The 15,630-nt window shown below is 61.6% G+C and carries 13 protein-coding genes and 1 pseudogene; 8 read left to right on the forward strand and 6 right to left on the reverse strand.

Translation table 11 applies throughout. The features are described from left to right. The first annotated feature begins 79 nt into the window (after positions 1–79). The 3 genes and pseudogenes from betC to ACZZ0K_RS23770 all read left to right on the forward strand — a co-directional run bounded on the left by betC (position 80) and on the right by ACZZ0K_RS23770 (position 4,354). Positions 80–1,600, forward strand: coding sequence for a choline-sulfatase (betC, locus tag ACZZ0K_RS23760; protein WP_252877179.1), 1,521 nt, complete (start codon positions 80–82; stop codon positions 1,598–1,600). A 10-nt stretch (positions 1,601–1,610) separates the two neighbouring features. Next, a complete protein-coding gene (gene choX / locus ACZZ0K_RS23765; RefSeq protein ID WP_056791166.1) occupies positions 1,611–2,531 on the forward strand; it encodes a choline ABC transporter substrate-binding protein in 921 nt (306 codons plus the stop codon). Between the two features lie 255 nt (positions 2,532–2,786). After that, a pseudogene (locus ACZZ0K_RS23770) lies at positions 2,787–4,354 on the forward strand (SulP family inorganic anion transporter). A gap of 77 nt (positions 4,355–4,431) precedes the next feature. Here ACZZ0K_RS23770 and aroE read toward each other — a convergent pair. Both aroE and hemF read right to left on the reverse strand, forming a co-directional pair. After that, the gene (aroE, locus tag ACZZ0K_RS23775) at positions 4,432–5,253 is read right to left on the reverse strand and encodes a shikimate dehydrogenase (RefSeq protein ID WP_095182311.1); all 822 of its coding nucleotides are present in this window, start codon (positions 5,251–5,253) and stop codon (positions 4,432–4,434) included. A gap of 9 nt (positions 5,254–5,262) precedes the next feature. Further along, entirely contained in the window at positions 5,263–6,177 is a 915-nt protein-coding gene (gene hemF / locus ACZZ0K_RS23780; protein ID WP_024014963.1) for an oxygen-dependent coproporphyrinogen oxidase, read from the reverse strand. Positions 6,178–6,327: 150 nt separating this feature from the next. Between hemF and ACZZ0K_RS23785 the strand changes: the two genes are divergently transcribed. Next, positions 6,328–7,305, forward strand: a complete 978-nt coding sequence (locus ACZZ0K_RS23785) for a quinone oxidoreductase family protein (protein ID WP_056791157.1) — start codon at positions 6,328–6,330, stop codon at positions 7,303–7,305. 179 nt (positions 7,306–7,484) lie between these two features. Here the strand turns inward: ACZZ0K_RS23785 and ACZZ0K_RS23790 are convergent, their stop codons facing one another. From ACZZ0K_RS23790 to ACZZ0K_RS23805, 4 genes are all read right to left on the reverse strand, one after another. Continuing rightward, on the reverse strand, positions 7,485–8,153 hold the full coding sequence (locus ACZZ0K_RS23790) for a hypothetical protein (protein WP_052392118.1): 669 nt from the start codon (positions 8,151–8,153) through the stop codon (positions 7,485–7,487). A gap of 258 nt (positions 8,154–8,411) precedes the next feature. Next, the gene (gene tsaC / locus ACZZ0K_RS23795) at positions 8,412–8,969 is read right to left on the reverse strand and encodes an L-threonylcarbamoyladenylate synthase type 1 TsaC (RefSeq protein ID WP_039757175.1); all 558 of its coding nucleotides are present in this window, start codon (positions 8,967–8,969) and stop codon (positions 8,412–8,414) included. 55 nt (positions 8,970–9,024) lie between these two features. Then, complete coding sequence (gene dprA, locus ACZZ0K_RS23800) at positions 9,025–10,122, reverse strand: DNA-processing protein DprA (RefSeq protein ID WP_258707401.1); 1,098 nt, start codon at positions 10,120–10,122, stop codon at positions 9,025–9,027. Positions 10,123–10,206: 84 nt separating this feature from the next. After that, positions 10,207–11,232 (reverse strand): LysM peptidoglycan-binding domain-containing protein, encoded by a 1,026-nt coding sequence (locus ACZZ0K_RS23805; RefSeq protein ID WP_150743208.1) that lies wholly within the window; start codon positions 11,230–11,232, stop codon positions 10,207–10,209. Positions 11,233–11,391: 159 nt separating this feature from the next. Here ACZZ0K_RS23805 and def point away from each other — a divergent pair, with 159 nt between their 5' ends. From def to trkA, 4 genes are read left to right on the forward strand one after another with little or no spacing between them, the layout of a single operon-like run. Further along, positions 11,392–11,898: a peptide deformylase gene (def, locus tag ACZZ0K_RS23810; RefSeq protein ID WP_016772378.1), complete on the forward strand. Its 507-nt coding sequence runs from the start codon at positions 11,392–11,394 to the stop codon at positions 11,896–11,898. Between the two features lie 56 nt (positions 11,899–11,954). After that, complete coding sequence (gene fmt / locus ACZZ0K_RS23815; protein ID WP_258707400.1) at positions 11,955–12,914, forward strand: methionyl-tRNA formyltransferase; 960 nt, start codon at positions 11,955–11,957, stop codon at positions 12,912–12,914. Next, entirely contained in the window at positions 12,911–14,221 is a 1,311-nt protein-coding gene (gene rsmB, locus ACZZ0K_RS23820; RefSeq protein ID WP_150743206.1) for a 16S rRNA (cytosine(967)-C(5))-methyltransferase RsmB, read from the forward strand. The genes fmt and rsmB overlap by 4 nt, the downstream gene beginning before the upstream one ends. Positions 14,222–14,242: 21 nt before the next feature. Then, entirely contained in the window at positions 14,243–15,619 is a 1,377-nt protein-coding gene (trkA, locus tag ACZZ0K_RS23825; RefSeq protein WP_041476512.1) for a Trk system potassium transporter TrkA, read from the forward strand. The last annotated feature ends 11 nt before the right edge of the window (positions 15,620–15,630 follow it).

Here is a 15,630-nt window from a genome sequence, read left to right on the forward strand (position 1 = left end):
CTTTACCGGAACAGGCATGGAATCCATGCTCGATCGAAGCACTCTCGCATAAATATTCAACATGGAATGCCGCGATCACATGAAGCGCAAGAACATTCTTTTCATCATGGCCGATCAAATGGCCGCGCCAATGTTGCCGTTCTACGGCCCATCGCCAATCAAACTGCCGAATCTGTCCCGCCTCGCCGCCCAAGGCGTGGTGTTCGATGCTGCTTATTGCAACAGCCCGCTATGCGCGCCGTCGCGCTTCACCCTGGTCAGCGGCCAGTTGCCGAGCAAGATCGGCGCCTACGACAACGCCGCTGATTTCCCCGCCGACATTCCGACTTACGCGCATTACCTGCGGCGTCTCGGCTACCGCACCGCGCTGTCGGGCAAGATGCATTTCTGCGGGCCGGACCAGCTGCACGGTTATGAAGAACGCCTGACCAGCGATATCTACCCGGCCGATTACGGTTGGGCGGTGAACTGGGACGAGCCGGACGTGCGGCCGAGCTGGTATCACAACATGTCTTCGGTATTACAGGCCGGGCCGTGCGTGCGCACCAATCAGCTGGATTTCGACGAAGAGGTGGTGTTCAAGGCGCAGCAATATCTGTTCGATCACATTCGCGAGGACGGCGAGCAACCGTTCTGCCTGACCGTGTCGATGACCCACCCTCACGATCCGTACACGATTCCCAAGGCTTTCTGGGATCTGTATGACGATGCTGATATTCCGCTGCCTACAGCCTTGAACCAGGACGAACTCGATCCGCACTCGCAACGTCTGCTCAAGGTTTACGACCTGTGGGACAAGCCTCTGCCTGTGGATAAGATCCGCGATGCCCGTCGCGCCTACTTCGGCGCTTGCAGCTATATCGACGCCAATGTCGGCAAACTGCTGCAAACCCTTGAGGAAACCGGGCTGATCGATGACACCGTCATCGTCTTCTCCGGTGACCATGGCGACATGCTCGGCGAGAAAGGCCTCTGGTACAAAATGCACTGGTTCGAGATGGCTGCTCGAGTGCCGCTGCTGATCAGCGCCCCGGGACAATTCGAGGCCGGCCGGGTCAGCGCCGCCGTTTCCACCGCCGACCTGCTGCCGACCTTCGTGGATCTGGCCGGTGGCACGCTTGAGCCGGGCCTGCCGCTGGACGGCCGTTCCTTGCTGCCGCACCTGCAAGGGCAGGGCGGACACGACGAGGTGTTCGGCGAATACATGGCCGAAGGCACTGTGAGCCCGCTGATGATGATTCGCCGGGGCGCCTACAAATTTATCTACAGCGAAAGCGACCCGTGCCTACTCTTCGATGTGGATAACGATCCGCGCGAAGAAGAAGAGCTGAGCCAATCGCCGCAACATCGTCAGCTGTTCGAAGACTTTCTCGCCGAAGCGCGGGCCAAGTGGGACATTCCGGCGATCCATCGGGACGTGCTGGCCAGCCAGCGCCGACGCCGTTTCGTCGCCGATGCGTTAACCATCGGCAAGTTGAAGAGCTGGGATCACCAGCCGCTGGTCGATGCCAGTCAGCAGTACATGCGCAACCACATCGACCTTGATGATCTGGAGCGCAAGGCCCGTTATCCACAACCCTGCCAAAACCAAAAATGTTAAGGGGAAGTCCATGCGCAAGTTATCCACAGCTGTCACTGTCGGTCTGATCGCATTGAGCAGCGCCTCGGCCTTCGCCGAGCAAAGCTGCGAGACCGTGAAGATGGCCGATCCGGGCTGGAGCGACATCGCCGCAACCAATGCCATCACCGGGTTTCTGCTGGACGGCATGGGCTATAAGGCCAAAGTCGACACCCTTGCGGTGCCGATCACCTTCGGCGGCTTGAAGGATGGCCAGGTTGACGTGTTCCTCGGCAACTGGATGCCGGCGCAGCAGGGCTTCTATGACAAGTTCGTCGCCACCGGTGATGTGACGCAATTGGCCAAGAACCTGGAAGGCACCGAATTCACCCTCGCCGTCCCCGACTATGTCTGGGAGGCGGGTGTGCATGATTTTGCCGACCTGAACAAATTCGCCGACAAGTTCGACAAGAAGATCTACGGCATCGGCTCAGGCGCGCCGGCGAACATTTCGCTGCAGGAGATCATCAAGAAGAACGACTTCAACATGGGCCAGTGGAAGCTGATCGAGTCCAGCGAACAGGCGATGCTCGCCGAAGTGTCGCGGGCGGTGAAGAAACAGAAATTCGTCACCTTCCTCGGCTGGACCCCGCACCCGATGAACGTGCAGCTGAAAATGCGTTACCTCAAGGGCGGCGAAAAATACTTCGGCGACACCGGCAGCGTCTTTACCCTGACCCGCAAGGGCTACGCCGAGGCCTGCCCGAATGTGGGCAAGTTACTGACCAATCTGGCGTTCACCCAGGACATGGAGAACAGCATCATGGCCGAGGTGGTGAACAAGAAGGTCAGCAATGCCGAAGCGGCGAAGGCGTGGATCAAGGCCAATCCGGCGGTGCTGGACAAGTGGCTGGACGGGGTGAAGACCGTGGATGGCAAGGATGCGTTGGTGGCGGTGAAGGCCAAGCTTTGATCTCAGGGTTGCTGGAATAGCGTTCGGCTGGAGATTTTTCCCCCTCACCCCAGCCCTCTCCCCCAAGGGGGCGAGGGGGAAAGGGAGCCGATCGCTGTTGAATCAAAACTTGCGTTCAACGCCGAAATCGCAGGTCGGTGAATCTTCAACAAACAGCTCGGTCAGTCCCCTCTCCCTCAGGGAGAGGGCTAGGGTGAGGGGCTTTTACACCTGACACCCTGATAACCTTGAACAAAACCCCAACCGCGAGGACCCATGGCCATCCCCAGCCGCCATTCACTTTTTCCTTTCCTGAGCTGGTTGCCACGGCAAACCCGCGCCAGCGTCGGGCGGGACCTGATCGTCGGCCTCAGCGGTGCGATTCTCGCCTTACCCCAGTCGATTGCCTACGCGCTGATTGCCGGGCTGCCACCGGAATACGGTCTATACGCCGCAATCATTCCGGTATTGGTCGCGTGCCTGTGGGGGTCGTCATGGCATCTGATCTGCGGCCCGACGGCGGCGATTTCGATTGTCCTGTACGCCAGCGTAAGCCCGCTCGCGGTGCCGGCTTCCGAGGACTACATCACTCTGATCCTGCTGCTGACGTTTCTCGCCGGGATTTTCCAATGGTTGCTCGGCTTGCTGCGCTTTGGCGCACTGGTGAATTTCGTTTCGCATTCGGTGGTGCTCGGCTTCACCCTCGGTGCCGCCGTGGTGATCGCCATCGGGCAATTGCCCAATCTGCTCGGGCTGGAATTGCCGGCCAACACCACGGCGCTCGCCAGCCTGATGGACCTGTTGCGGCATCTGGGGGCTGTGGATAAGCCTTCGCTGATGCTCGGCGTCGCCACGGTAATCGTCGGCGTGGCCCTGAAAAACTTCTGCCGCGCTGGCCGACGCTGTTGCTCACGCTGGTGCTGGCCAGCCTGCTGGTGTGGATCTGGCCAGCGATGTTCGGCCATGTGCATCTGGTCAGCGCTTTCGTCGGACGCCTGCCGCCGTTCAGTACGCTGCCGCTGGATCTGGAGGTTATCCTGCGCCTGCTGCCAAGCGCGGTGGCAGTGGGCATGCTCGGGCTGGTCACCAGCCTGTCGATTGCCCGCTCGATTTCGGCGCGGTCGCAGCAGTTGCTCGATGCCAATCAGGAAGTCCGCGCACAGGGTTTGTCGAACATCGTCGGTGCGTTCTTTTCCGGGTCGCTCTCAGCCGGATCGTTTACCCGTTCGGGATTGAGTTATGAGGCGGGTGCCTGCTCGCCGCTGGCCGGGGTGTTTTCGGCGCTCTGGGTGGCGCTGTTCGCGGTGTTCGGCGCAGGGCTGATCGCGCATATTCCGATCCCGGCCATGGCCGGCAGCATCCTGTTGATTGCCTGGGGTCTGGTCGATCACCGAGGCATTCGCGCTTTGCTGCGGGTCAGCCGCGCCGAGTTCGTGGTGATGGCCCTGACCTGTCTTGCGACCTTGCTGCTGGAATTGCAGACGGCGATCTACGCCGGGGTGCTGGCGTCGCTGTTTTTCTACCTCAAGCGCACCTCGCAACCACGGGTGCAGCATTGGCGCGACGGTGACGACGATGTGTTGCGCGTGGGTGGTTCGATCTTTTTCGGCGCCAGCCATTACCTGCAAGTGCGCCTGCAACGCCTGCATGGCGCACGGGTGGTGATCGAGGCAGAGCAGATCAACTTCATCGATTATTCGGGGGTGGAGATGCTGCATCAGGAAGCGCGACGCCTGCTGGGCCAGGGTCGCAGCCTGACCCTGCGCCGGGCGCGGTCGCCGGTGGTGGAGGAGTTGAGGAAGCTGGAGGGGGCGGAGAAGTGCCCAATCAGGTTTGAGGATTGATCTGATATCGCGGTGGTGATGCGATTCGCGAGCAGGCTCGCTCCCACATTGATCGTATTTCAATGTGGGAGCAAAGCTTAAAGGGCCAGTTGGCGGCGCAGTTCGGCGAGTACCGGCGCGGTATCCGGGCGTACGCCACGCCACAGCCAGAACGCCTCGGCTGCCTGTTCGGCGAGCATGCCCAGACCATCCATCGCCAGCGCCGCGCCGTGCTCAGTGGCCCAGCGGCAGAACGCGGTCGGTTCCTTGCCGTACATCATGTCGTAGCACAGCGTCTGGCCTGGCTCGATCAGGCTTGGCGCAATCGGCGGCACGTCACCGGTCAGGCTGGCGGAGGTGGCGTTGATGATCACGTCCACCGGTTCGCGCAGCCAGTCGAAACCACTGGCCGACACCGGCCCGAGGTCGCAGAACAACTCGGCCAGCAGTTCAGCCTTGTCCACGGTGCGATTGGCGATGATCACCGAGGCCGGCTTCTCCGCCAGCAATGGCTCCAGCGCACCGCGCACCGCGCCGCCAGCGCCGAGCAAAAGGATGCGCTTACCGGTCAGGCTGAACCCGGCATTCACCGTCAGATCGCGGACCAGGCCGGCGCCATCGGTGTTGTCGCCGAGCAGTGAGCCATCGTCCATTTTGCTCAAGGTGTTCACCGCACCGGCGCGCTGCGCGCGGGCGGTCAGGCTGTTAGCCAGACGGTAGGCGTCTTCCTTGAACGGCACCGTCACATTGGCGCCGCGCCCTTCGCGAAAGAACGCCTTGGCGCAGCCGACAAAATCATCCAGCGGCGCCAGCAGCGTGCTGTAGTCGAGGCGCTGGCCGGTCTGTTCGGCGAACAACTGGTGAATCATCGGCGACTTGCTGTGGCCGATCGGATTACCGAAAACGACGTAACGATCCATCACCCGTCCTCAGGCCTCGGCCAGCCAGTCGCGATCCTGCAGGAAGTAATCGGTCAGGCGCGCTTCTGCGCTGCCCGGCTCGGCCTTCCAGTCATAGCCCCAGCGCACTTGCGGTGGCAGCGACATCAGAATCGACTCAGTGCGGCCACCCGATTGCAGACCGAACAGCGTGCCACGGTCGTAAACCAGGTTGAATTCGACGTAGCGGCCTCGGCGGAATTCCTGGAATTCGCGCTGCTGGGCAGTGAAGGCGTCATTCTTGCGCCGCTGCACGATCGGCAGGTAGGCCTCGATATAGGCATCGCCGATGGCGCGCATGAAGGCGAAACTGGTGTCGAAATCCCACTCGTTCAGATCGTCGAAGAACAGACCGCCAATGCCCCGTGGCTCATGACGATGCTTGATATGGAAATAGGTGTCGCACCAGGCCTTGTAACGCGGATAGACGTCCGCACCGAACGGCGCACAGGCTTGCTCGGCGACGCGGTGCCAATGAATGCAATCTTCCTCAACGCCGTAATACGGGGTCAGGTCGAAACCGCCGCCAAACCACCAGACCGGTTCTTCGCCTTCTTTTTCAGCAATGAAAAAACGCACGTTGGCGTGGGAGGTCGGCACATGCGGGTTGTGCGGGTGGATCACCAGCGACACGCCGAGCGCCTCGAAACCACGCCCGGCCAGTTCCGGCCGATGGGCGCTGGCCGAGGGCGGCAGGCCGCTGCCGAATACGTGGGAAAAGTTGACCCCGCCCTTTTCGATCAGCGTGCCGTTTTCCAGCACGCGGGTGCGCCCGCCACCGCCCGCCGGCCGGGTCCAGGCGTCTTCGACGAAGCATTTGCCGCCGTCTTCGGTTTCCAGTGCAGCGCAGATGCGGTCTTGCAGATCGAGCAGATAGGCCTTTACGGCGTCGGTGCGGGTCGTCATGGCTTCACCTTGAATCGGGCGGCGCCCCGGCAGGCGGGCGGCGCAAATGGGCGCGTAGCATACCATCGCAGACCGGCGCGCCGCAGTTGACGAAGATCAAGCAGGGGAGTTGGATAGAGGGCTTAGCAACGACCCAAGGAGAGCAGGCAGATGGCAAAGCGTATCCAGTTCCGCGCCCACGGCGGTCCCGAAGTGCTCGAACATGTTGACTACGAACCCGCTGAACCCGGGCCGAATCAGGTGCGCGTGGCCAACCAGGCGATCGGCCTGAATTTCATCGACACCTATTACCGCAGCGGCCTCTATGCACCACCCGCGTTGCCGTCCGGCCTGGGTTCGGAAGGCGCCGGCACGGTCGAAGCGGTGGGCAGCGAAGTCACCCGTTTCAAGGTCGGCGATCGCGTGGCATACGGCAGCGGCCCGCTCGGCGCCTATAGCCAGCTGCATGTTCTGCCGCAGGACAATCTGGTGCACCTGCCCGATGAAATCAGTTTCGAAACTGCCGCCGGGGTCATGCTCAAGGGTCTGACGGTGCAATATCTGCTGCGCCAGACCTACCAACTGCAGGGCGGCGAAACCATTCTGTTCCACGCCGCAGCCGGTGGAGTCGGCTCTCTGGCCTGCCAATGGGCCAAAGCGCTGGGCGTGAAGCTGATCGGCACCGTCAGCTCGAAGGAGAAAGCCGAACTGGCCAAGGCCAACGGCGCCTGGGCCACCATCGACTACAGCCATGAAAACGTTGCCGAGCGCGTGCTGGCGCTGACTGACGGCAAGAAAGTCCCGGTGGTGTATGACGGCGTCGGCAAGGACACCTGGCTCACGTCCCTGGACAGCGTGGCACCACGTGGCCTGGTGGTGAGTTTCGGCAATGCTTCGGGCGCAGTCGACGGCGTCAACCTGGGCATTCTTGCCGCGAAGGGCTCGTTGTACGTCACCCGGCCTACGCTGGCGACCTACGCCAACAACGCCGAGAACCTGCAGCGCATGGCCGACGAGCTGTTCGAGATGATCATCAGCGGCAAGCTGAAGGTCGACATCAGCCAGCGCCATGCATTGGCCGATGCGGCAAAAGCACAAACCGAACTGTCGGCACGGCGCACTACCGGTTCCACGATTCTGTTGCCATAACGCTTCAAGTTGATACTCGGTGAACTCTTCCATGAGTTCGCCGAGTATCTTTCAGCTATATCAAGTACATCTTCCGGTGAAGTTTCTTCGCCGCTGGCCTACGACCGGAAAACTTCCTGCGCAACTTCTTCGACTCGTATACAAGCCATTTCTCTGCCCACTCTTCGATTATTGGCGGATCAATACTGACGGTTGTGAACATCACGATACTCCGGCTGATGCACGTTCATGTTCACTGGCTGATCCAGGGCCATCAGAATTTGCCGCCATTCGGCGGACAACAGCCAATAATCGCCCCGGGCACGCTGCTCGATATGCATGGCGTGCGAAGCGATCGGTGTCAGGCCGAAGCGCTGAAACAGTTGCCGCTGTGGCGATCTGCACAAGGCCGTCACCCCCTGATATCCGCGATCGATCGCCCATTCGGCGGCGGTGGCGAGCAAGCCATTGATCGACACCGGCCGGTGCTGCTGGGAATGGGTAATCAAGCGACTGAATTCGACATGCCGCGCCAATGCCACAGTGGGAGACACATGATGCTGCGCCAGTGAGGCCCATTCGAACGGCGCCGGGGTTGCCCGCAGCACTGCAATGAGTTGATCTCGCTGGTAGAGCAGGAAGTGCGTACTGCGCGAGGTGATCGCCAAGCGGGTTTCCAGCGCCCGGGCTCTGGAGGTGAGCATGTAATGCTGCAATCGCAGGCGAAACTGCCGACCAATGAAACGCTCGAATTCTCCGGCGTCCGACCCCGCCTCAAGAATGGCCACTCGATAGTCGGCCTGTTGATTCTTGAGTGTCTCCTGAAAGCCCTGCAGATAATCCTTGAGGTGTAAATCCGTAATATCCATTACTTCTCCGCAGCCATTAACATTTCGAAGTTGTATCAAGCACATTGAAAGAATGGTTGCTTTTGAAAATCTCGCCACTGCACGCGTTCTGATAATCGCGTAGGAAAACTTACAGATATTCCAGAGTCGAAGATCCGTCTGACGCATGCAAGAACAATGGCAACGGATAAGTTTTAAGCGAGTGCAGGAATAAACTGCGGGCATGCGCAGAACTCCTCGTCGACGCCGAGGAGTCCGCAAAAAATAAAAAGAATGGCGTCAGTCAGGACGAACGACGTTACCGGTGGCCAGGTCGCGGATCACGCTGGGATTCTTGCGCCCGCCAAGGCTCCCGCCGAGCACCAGATCGACCTGCCCACGGAAATACTGCTCGATGCGCAAACGCGTGCGCGCGGGCGGTCGCCCCTGTGGATTGGCTGATGTCGAGATCAGCGGCCCGACCAGCGAGCACAAGTCGCGCACCTGCGGGTGATCGCTGACTCGCAGCGCCACGGTGTCATGCACGCCTGTGACCCATTCCGGCAACAGGTTCTGGTGCGGCACCAGCCAGGTGTTCGGCCCCGGCCAGGTGCTGGCCATGCGGTCGATCCAGTCCTGCGGGAAGTCCTCGAAGAGGAAATCGAACTGGCGGATATTGTCGGCGACCAGGATCAGCCCTTTGCTCACCGAGCGATTCTTGATCGCCAGCAAGCGGTCCACTGCGTCTTCGTTCCACGGGTCGCAACCCAGCCCCCAGACGGCTTCGGTTGGATAGGCAATCACCGCGCCGGCGCGAACTTCCCGCGCGGCTTGTTGCACACGCCAACTGTTGACCATGAAAAAACTCTCCACAAACAGGTTTCGCGCAGTTTACCGATCTTCATCGTAAAACCTAGCTCGACCGCGCCAACCAGCGACCGTTTTCGCATACCGCACGGCCTTCGATCTCCAGCTCGGTCAACGTTGCCAGCACTTTCGGCAACGCCCAGCCACAGCTCGCGGCCAACGCCTCGCTGGTGTGCGGCGCCGCGTGCAGCAGCGTCAGCAACGGGTGATCGGCCTGCGGCGGCGCTGTGGATAACAACGGTTGCTGCCAGCCGCGCAGGGCTTCGAGGATATGTTCGATAGTCTCCACCAACACCGCCCCGTCGCGAATCAACTGATGACAACCGCGCGCGCCGGGGTGATGGATAGAGCCCGGAATGGCATAAACCTCGCGCCCTTGCTCTGCCGCCAGCCGCGCGGTAATCAACGAACCGCTGGCAACACTGGCCTCGACCACCAGCACGCCAAGGGATAAACCGCTGATGATGCGATTGCGCCGGGGGAAGTTGCTCGCGGTTGGCCCGGCGTCCAGCGGAAACTCCGAGAGCACCGCGCTGCCCGACGCAATCATCGCCTCAGCCAGGCGTTTATTGCGCTGTGGATAAAAATTCTCCAGGCCCGTGCCAAGCACCCCCACGGTCAACCCGCCAACGTCCAGAGCAGCCTGATGGGCAGCGGCATCGATGCCCAGCGCCAGACCACTGGTGATGACAAAACCGGCCCCGGCCAGACTGCGAGAAAACGCCGCCGCCGTGTCCATGCCCGGGCGCGAAGCGCGGCGGCTGCCGACCATCGCCAGTTGCGGTTTTTCCAGAATCGACGGATCGCCGGCGACGAATAACAGTGGCGGCGGGTCAGGAATCTGCGCCAGCAACGCTGGATAGTCCGCCTGGTCCCACATCAGCAAATGTTGACCGGGGCGCTCTAGCCAGCGCATTGCGTGGCTGGCGCCGTCGCGCACCGTCGGACTACGCCGTGCCTCGGCGCACGCCGCCGGCAACCCCAGCGAGCGCCAGGCACTGGCCGGCGCGCTGAGGGCTTTCGACGCCGAGCCGAAGGCTTCGAGCAGTTTGGCAAAACGCTTGGGGCCGATATCCGGCATGCGGTGCAGGCGCAGACGCGCCTCCAGTTCCGCCGGGGAAATGGCTGTACTGACAGACAACATGAATGGATCATCCTTGATCGTTCTGTGCTCCGAACCATTCGGAACAAGTTGTGGATAACTCTGTTGGTAACTTGTTAAGCAAGCTTACGGATTTCGCACCTTGTCGAGCACCGCCAGCGAGCGTGAAGCATTGAGGACCAGGCCGTAACTGAGTTTGTCGTAGGTGCGGAACACCATCAGCAGGCCGGCGCGTTCATCGGGAATCTTCAACGGCTGGCCAGTGATCCGGTCGCGCACCGTTTCGCCGGTTTTCATCACCGCCAGGACATTGCCTTCGGCCAGACCGTCACGTTTGCCTTTGTTCAGGGTAACCACGTCCATCACACCGATCTGCGTGACGCCGCGTGGCACGTCGATGATCAGGCCGTCGATGGAACGCTTCGGCGCGCTGGGCATGAACGTTGAATTGATCGAACGTTCTTCACCGCCGAACAAGCGGTCACCGAGGCGCACTTCCTGGGTGGTGCGTTGCAAGGCGAGAGTGGCGACGTCGCCTTCGGTGGCAACAACCTCGCCGCCGCCGATATCGTCGGCGTTGATGCCGAGGAATTCCTTGGTCTGCGGGTCAGTGTAGACCTTGCCCTGGCGGAAGATGCCGTACACCGGTTGCTCCGGATCGAAATGGCCACGGGCGAAGATGCGGTCACCGGTACCGCTGAGCACCCGTTCGGCATCGCCGGCGACGATGTACGGCGCCTTGTCGAAGTCTTCGGCCTTGTCGACGATGCGATTGCTCAGCAGAAAACTGTTGATCGATTTCAGCGGAATGCTCGGAATCGCCTCGGCCACCGGGCTGGTGCGAATCCGTGGCGAGAGCTTGATGGTGCCGCGCGACTCGCCACGCTGGACGGTCAACTGCGGTTGGCCGTTGACGTAGCTGAGTGTCAGCGTGTCGCCGGGATAGATCAGGTTGGGGTTTTCGATCTGCGGGTTGGCCCGCCACAGTTGTGGCCACTGCCACGGCTCGCGCAGGTATTTGCCGGAAATGTCCCAGAGCGTGTCCCCGGAAACCACCGTGTATTGCTGTGGAAAACCATCCCTGAGTTGCACTTGCCCTTGCGCGGCGCCGGCCGAAGCCAGAAGCAGCAGGGCGAGTAGTGTTTTCCTCATGCAGTGAATCCCTTTATCATGTGCATTCGCGTGAATCGTCAGAGCCCCCGTGGCTCGCTTCTGTTTTTCAGAAGCTACGCTTCACAACGGTAGCCTGCATCTTCGGACCCGCCAGGCCATCGACCCGACTTTACTCAACGTGTGCAGCAATCGAAGCCTATGGCCATTTTAAACATCCTCGAATTTCCGGACCCGCGTCTGCGCACTATCGCCAAACCAGTGGCTGTAGTGGACGACGAAGTGCGTCAGTTGGTCGACGACATGTTTGAAACAATGTATGAAGCGCCGGGCATCGGCCTCGCCGCGACCCAGGTCAACGTGCACAAACGTATCGTCGTGATGGACCTGTCCGAAGACCGTACCGAGCCACGGGTGTTCATCAACCCCGAGTTCGAACCGCTGACCGACGAGATGGACCAGTATCAGGAAGGTTGCCTCTCGGTACCGGGCTTCTACGAAAACGTCGACCGCCCGCAGAAGGTCAAAATCAAGGCGCTGGACCGCGACGGCAAGCCCTATGAGCTGATCGCCGAAGGCCTGCTCGCCGTGTGCATCCAGCACGAATGCGACCACCTCAACGGCAAATTGTTCGTCGATTACCTGTCCACGCTCAAACGCGACCGGATCAAGAAGAAGCTGGAAAAGCTGCACCGCCAGAACGCTTGATGCCCCTCTTCAAAGGCTTGCTGCGGCAAGCCTTTTTCTTTTATGAGACGCCTTTCATGACTGAGCCACTGCGCATTGTTTTTGCCGGTACCCCGGAATTCGCCGCTGAACACCTCAAGGCCCTGCTGAACAGCCCGTACGAGGTCGTTGCGGTCTACACCCAGCCGGATCGCCCGGCCGGCCGTGGGCAAAAACTGATGCCAAGCCCGGTCAAACAACTCGCCCTGGAAAATAATATCCAGGTGTTGCAGCCGCCGACCTTGCGCAATGCCGAGGCCCAGGCGGAGCTGGCCGCGCTGAAGCCGGACTTGATGGTGGTGGTCGCCTACGGTTTGATCCTGCCGCAAGCGGTGCTGGATATTCCGCGTCTGGGTTGCATCAACAGCCATGCGTCGTTGCTGCCGCGCTGGCGCGGTGCGGCGCCGATCCAGCGCGCGGTCGAACACGGCGATGCCGAAAGCGGTGTAACGGTGATGCGCATGGAGGCCGGGCTGGATACCGGGCCGATGCTGCTCAAGGTCGTCACGCCGATCAGCGCGCAAGACACTGGCGGCACCCTGCATGATCGCCTCGCCGAGATGGGTCCGCCCGCCGTGGTGCAGGCGATTGCCGGTCTGGCTGCCAGCACCCTGCAAGGTGAGGTGCAGAACGATGAGCTCGCCACTTACGCGCACAAACTGAACAAAGACGAAGCACGCATCGACTGGAGCCGCCCGGCGGTGGAGCTGGAACGTCTGGTCCGCGCCTTCAATCCATGGCCGATCACCCACAGCACGCTCAATGGCGAAGCGTTGAAAGTGCTGGCCGCGACCGTGGCCGAAGGCACTGGCGCTCCGGGTGAAATCCTCAGCGCCAGCAAGGACGGCCTGATTGTCGCCTGCGGTGCACAAGCGCTGTGCCTGACCCGCCTGCAATTGCCCGGCGGCAAGGCGCTGAACTTCAGCGACCTGTTCAACAGCCGCCGCGAGAAATTCGCCGTCGGCAGCGTCCTCGGCGCTGCGGTGGAAGCGCAATGAACCCGCGTCTGGCCGCCGCCAAGGCGCTCGCCGCCGTACTCAGCGGCAAGGCTTCGCTGAACAGCTCCCTGCCGACGCAACTGGACAAGGTCGAGGATCGTGATCGCGGTTTCACTCAGGATCTGGCCTTCGGCACCGCACGCTGGCAGCCACGCCTGTCGGCATTGGCGGAAAAACTCCTGCAGAAACCGTTTAAAGCCGCCGACGCTGATGTCGAGGCGTTGCTGCTGGTCGGTCTGTATCAACTGCTATACACCCGCGTGCCGGCGCACGCCGCCATCGGTGAAACCGTCGGCTGCGCAGACAAGCTGAAAAAGCCTTGGGCCAAAGGTCTGCTCAACGCCGTGCTGCGCAATGCCCAGCGCGAAAGCGAGACGATCTTCGCCGAACTGGAACGCGACCCGGTGGTGCGCACGGCCCACCCGCGCTGGCTGCAAAAATCCCTGAAGGCATTTTGGCCCGAGCAGTGGGAAGCGATCTGCGCAGCGAACAACGCGCATCCGCCAATGATCCTGCGGGTCAACCGTCGTCATCACGGCCGCGATGCTTATCTCGCGTTGCTGGGCGACGCCGGGATCGCCGCGACACCGTGCGTTTACAGCCGCGACGGCATCGTCCTCGAAGCTGCTGCCGACGTGCGCAGCCTGCCGGGTTTCGCCGAAGGCTGGATCAGCGTGCAGGACGAAGCCGCGCAACTGGCCGCCGACCTGCTCGATCTGGCCCCGGGCCAGCGCGTACTCGACGCCTGCTGCGCCCCTGGCGGCAAGACCTGCCACATCCTCGAAGCCGAACCGGCGCTCGCTGGCGTGGTAGCGGTGGATCTGGAAGCCAAGCGTCTGGTGCGGGTGAAGGAAAACCTTGAGCGCCTCGGCCTCGACGCTGAACTGATCGCCGCCGACGGTCGCGATATCGACAAATGGTGGGACGGCAAGCCGTTCCAGCGCATCCTGCTCGATGCACCATGCTCGGCCACCGGGGTGATCCGCCGCCATCCGGACATCAAGCTGACCCGCCAGCCGGACGACATCGTCGCCCTCGCGCAACTGCAAGGCGAACTGCTCGACGCCATGTGGAAAACTCTCGAAGTCGGCGGCATCCTGCTCTACGCCACGTGCTCGACACTGCCGACCGAGAACACCGAAGTCATCGCCGCGTTCCTCGCGCGCACCCCCGGTGCCCGTGAACTGGACCTGGCCACAGCGGCGGGAATCAAGCAGCCCCATGGCCGCCAGTTGCTGGCCCAGCAGGGCGGGCATGACGGGTTTTACTACGCCAAGCTGATCAAGATCGCCGCCGCGCGCGGCTAAACGGATTCATGGAGTGACTGGATGAAAATCATCATCCTCGGTGCGGGACAGGTCGGCGGTTCGCTGGCCGAACATCTGGCCAGCGAGGCCAACGACATCACTGTGGTCGACACCGATGGCGAGCGCCTGCGCGACCTCGGCGACCGCCTCGACATCCGCACCGTGCAGGGCCGGGGCTCGCTGCCGTCGGTGCTGCGTCAGGCCGGTGCCGACGACGCCGACATGCTGGTAGCGGTGACCAACAGCGACGAAACCAACATGGTTGCCTGCCAGGTCGCCCACACGCTGTTCCACACGCCGACCAAGATCGCTCGCGTGCGCGAAGCGTCGTACCTCAATCGCGAGGAACAGCTGTTCCAGAACGAAGCGATTCCGGTCGACGTGCTGATCAGTCCCGAGCAGGTCGTGACCAACTACATCAAGCGCCTGATCCAGCATCCCGGCGCCTTGCAGGTGATCGACTTCGCCGAAGGCGCGGCGCAACTGGTGGCGGTGCGCGCCTATTACGGCGGGCCTTTGGTCGGCCAGCAACTGCGCCAGTTGCGCGAGCACATGCCGAATGTCGAAACCCGCGTGGCGGCGATCTTCCGCCGTGACCGGCCGATTTTGCCGCAGGGCGACACGGTGATCGAGGCCGATGACGAGGTGTTCTTCATCGCTGCCCGTGAGGACATTCGCGCAGTGATGAGCGAAATGCGTCGCCTCGACGAAACCTACAAACGCATCGTTATCGCCGGTGGCGGGCAGATCGGCGAGCGCTTGGCCGAAGCCATCGAAAGCCGCTATCAGGTGAAGATCATCGAGATGAGCCCGGCGCGCTGCCGCTACCTCTCCGACACCCTCGACAGCACCGTGGTCTTGCAGGGCAGTGCCTCGGACCGCGATCTGCTGCTGGAAGAGAACATCGCCGACGCCGATATCTTCCTCGCCCTGACCAACGATGACGAAGCCAACATCATGTCGTCGCTGCTGGCGAAACGGCTGGGGGCGAAGAAGGTCATGACGATCATCAACAACCCGGCCTACGTCGACCTGATCCAGGGCGGCGACATTGATATCGCCATCAGCCCGCAACTGGCGACCATCGGCACCTTGCTCGCCCACGTGCGCCGTGGCGATATCGTCAGCGTGCACTCACTGCGGCGCGGCGCGGCGGAAGCAATCGAGGCGATTGCCCACGGTGATGCGAAATCGAGCAAGGTCATCGGCAAACCGATCGAGAAGATCGGCCTGCCACCAGGCACCACCATCGGCGCGGTGATCCGCAACGAGAACGTGATCATCGCCCACGACGACACGGTGATCGAAGCGGGTGACCATGTGATTCTGTTCCTTGTGGATAAAAAGCATATTCGCGATGTGGAGAAGCTGTTTCATGTGGGGTTGAGCTTCTTCTGACCTGAAGACAG

Source organism: Pseudomonas sp. AC255 (genome assembly GCF_979258175.1).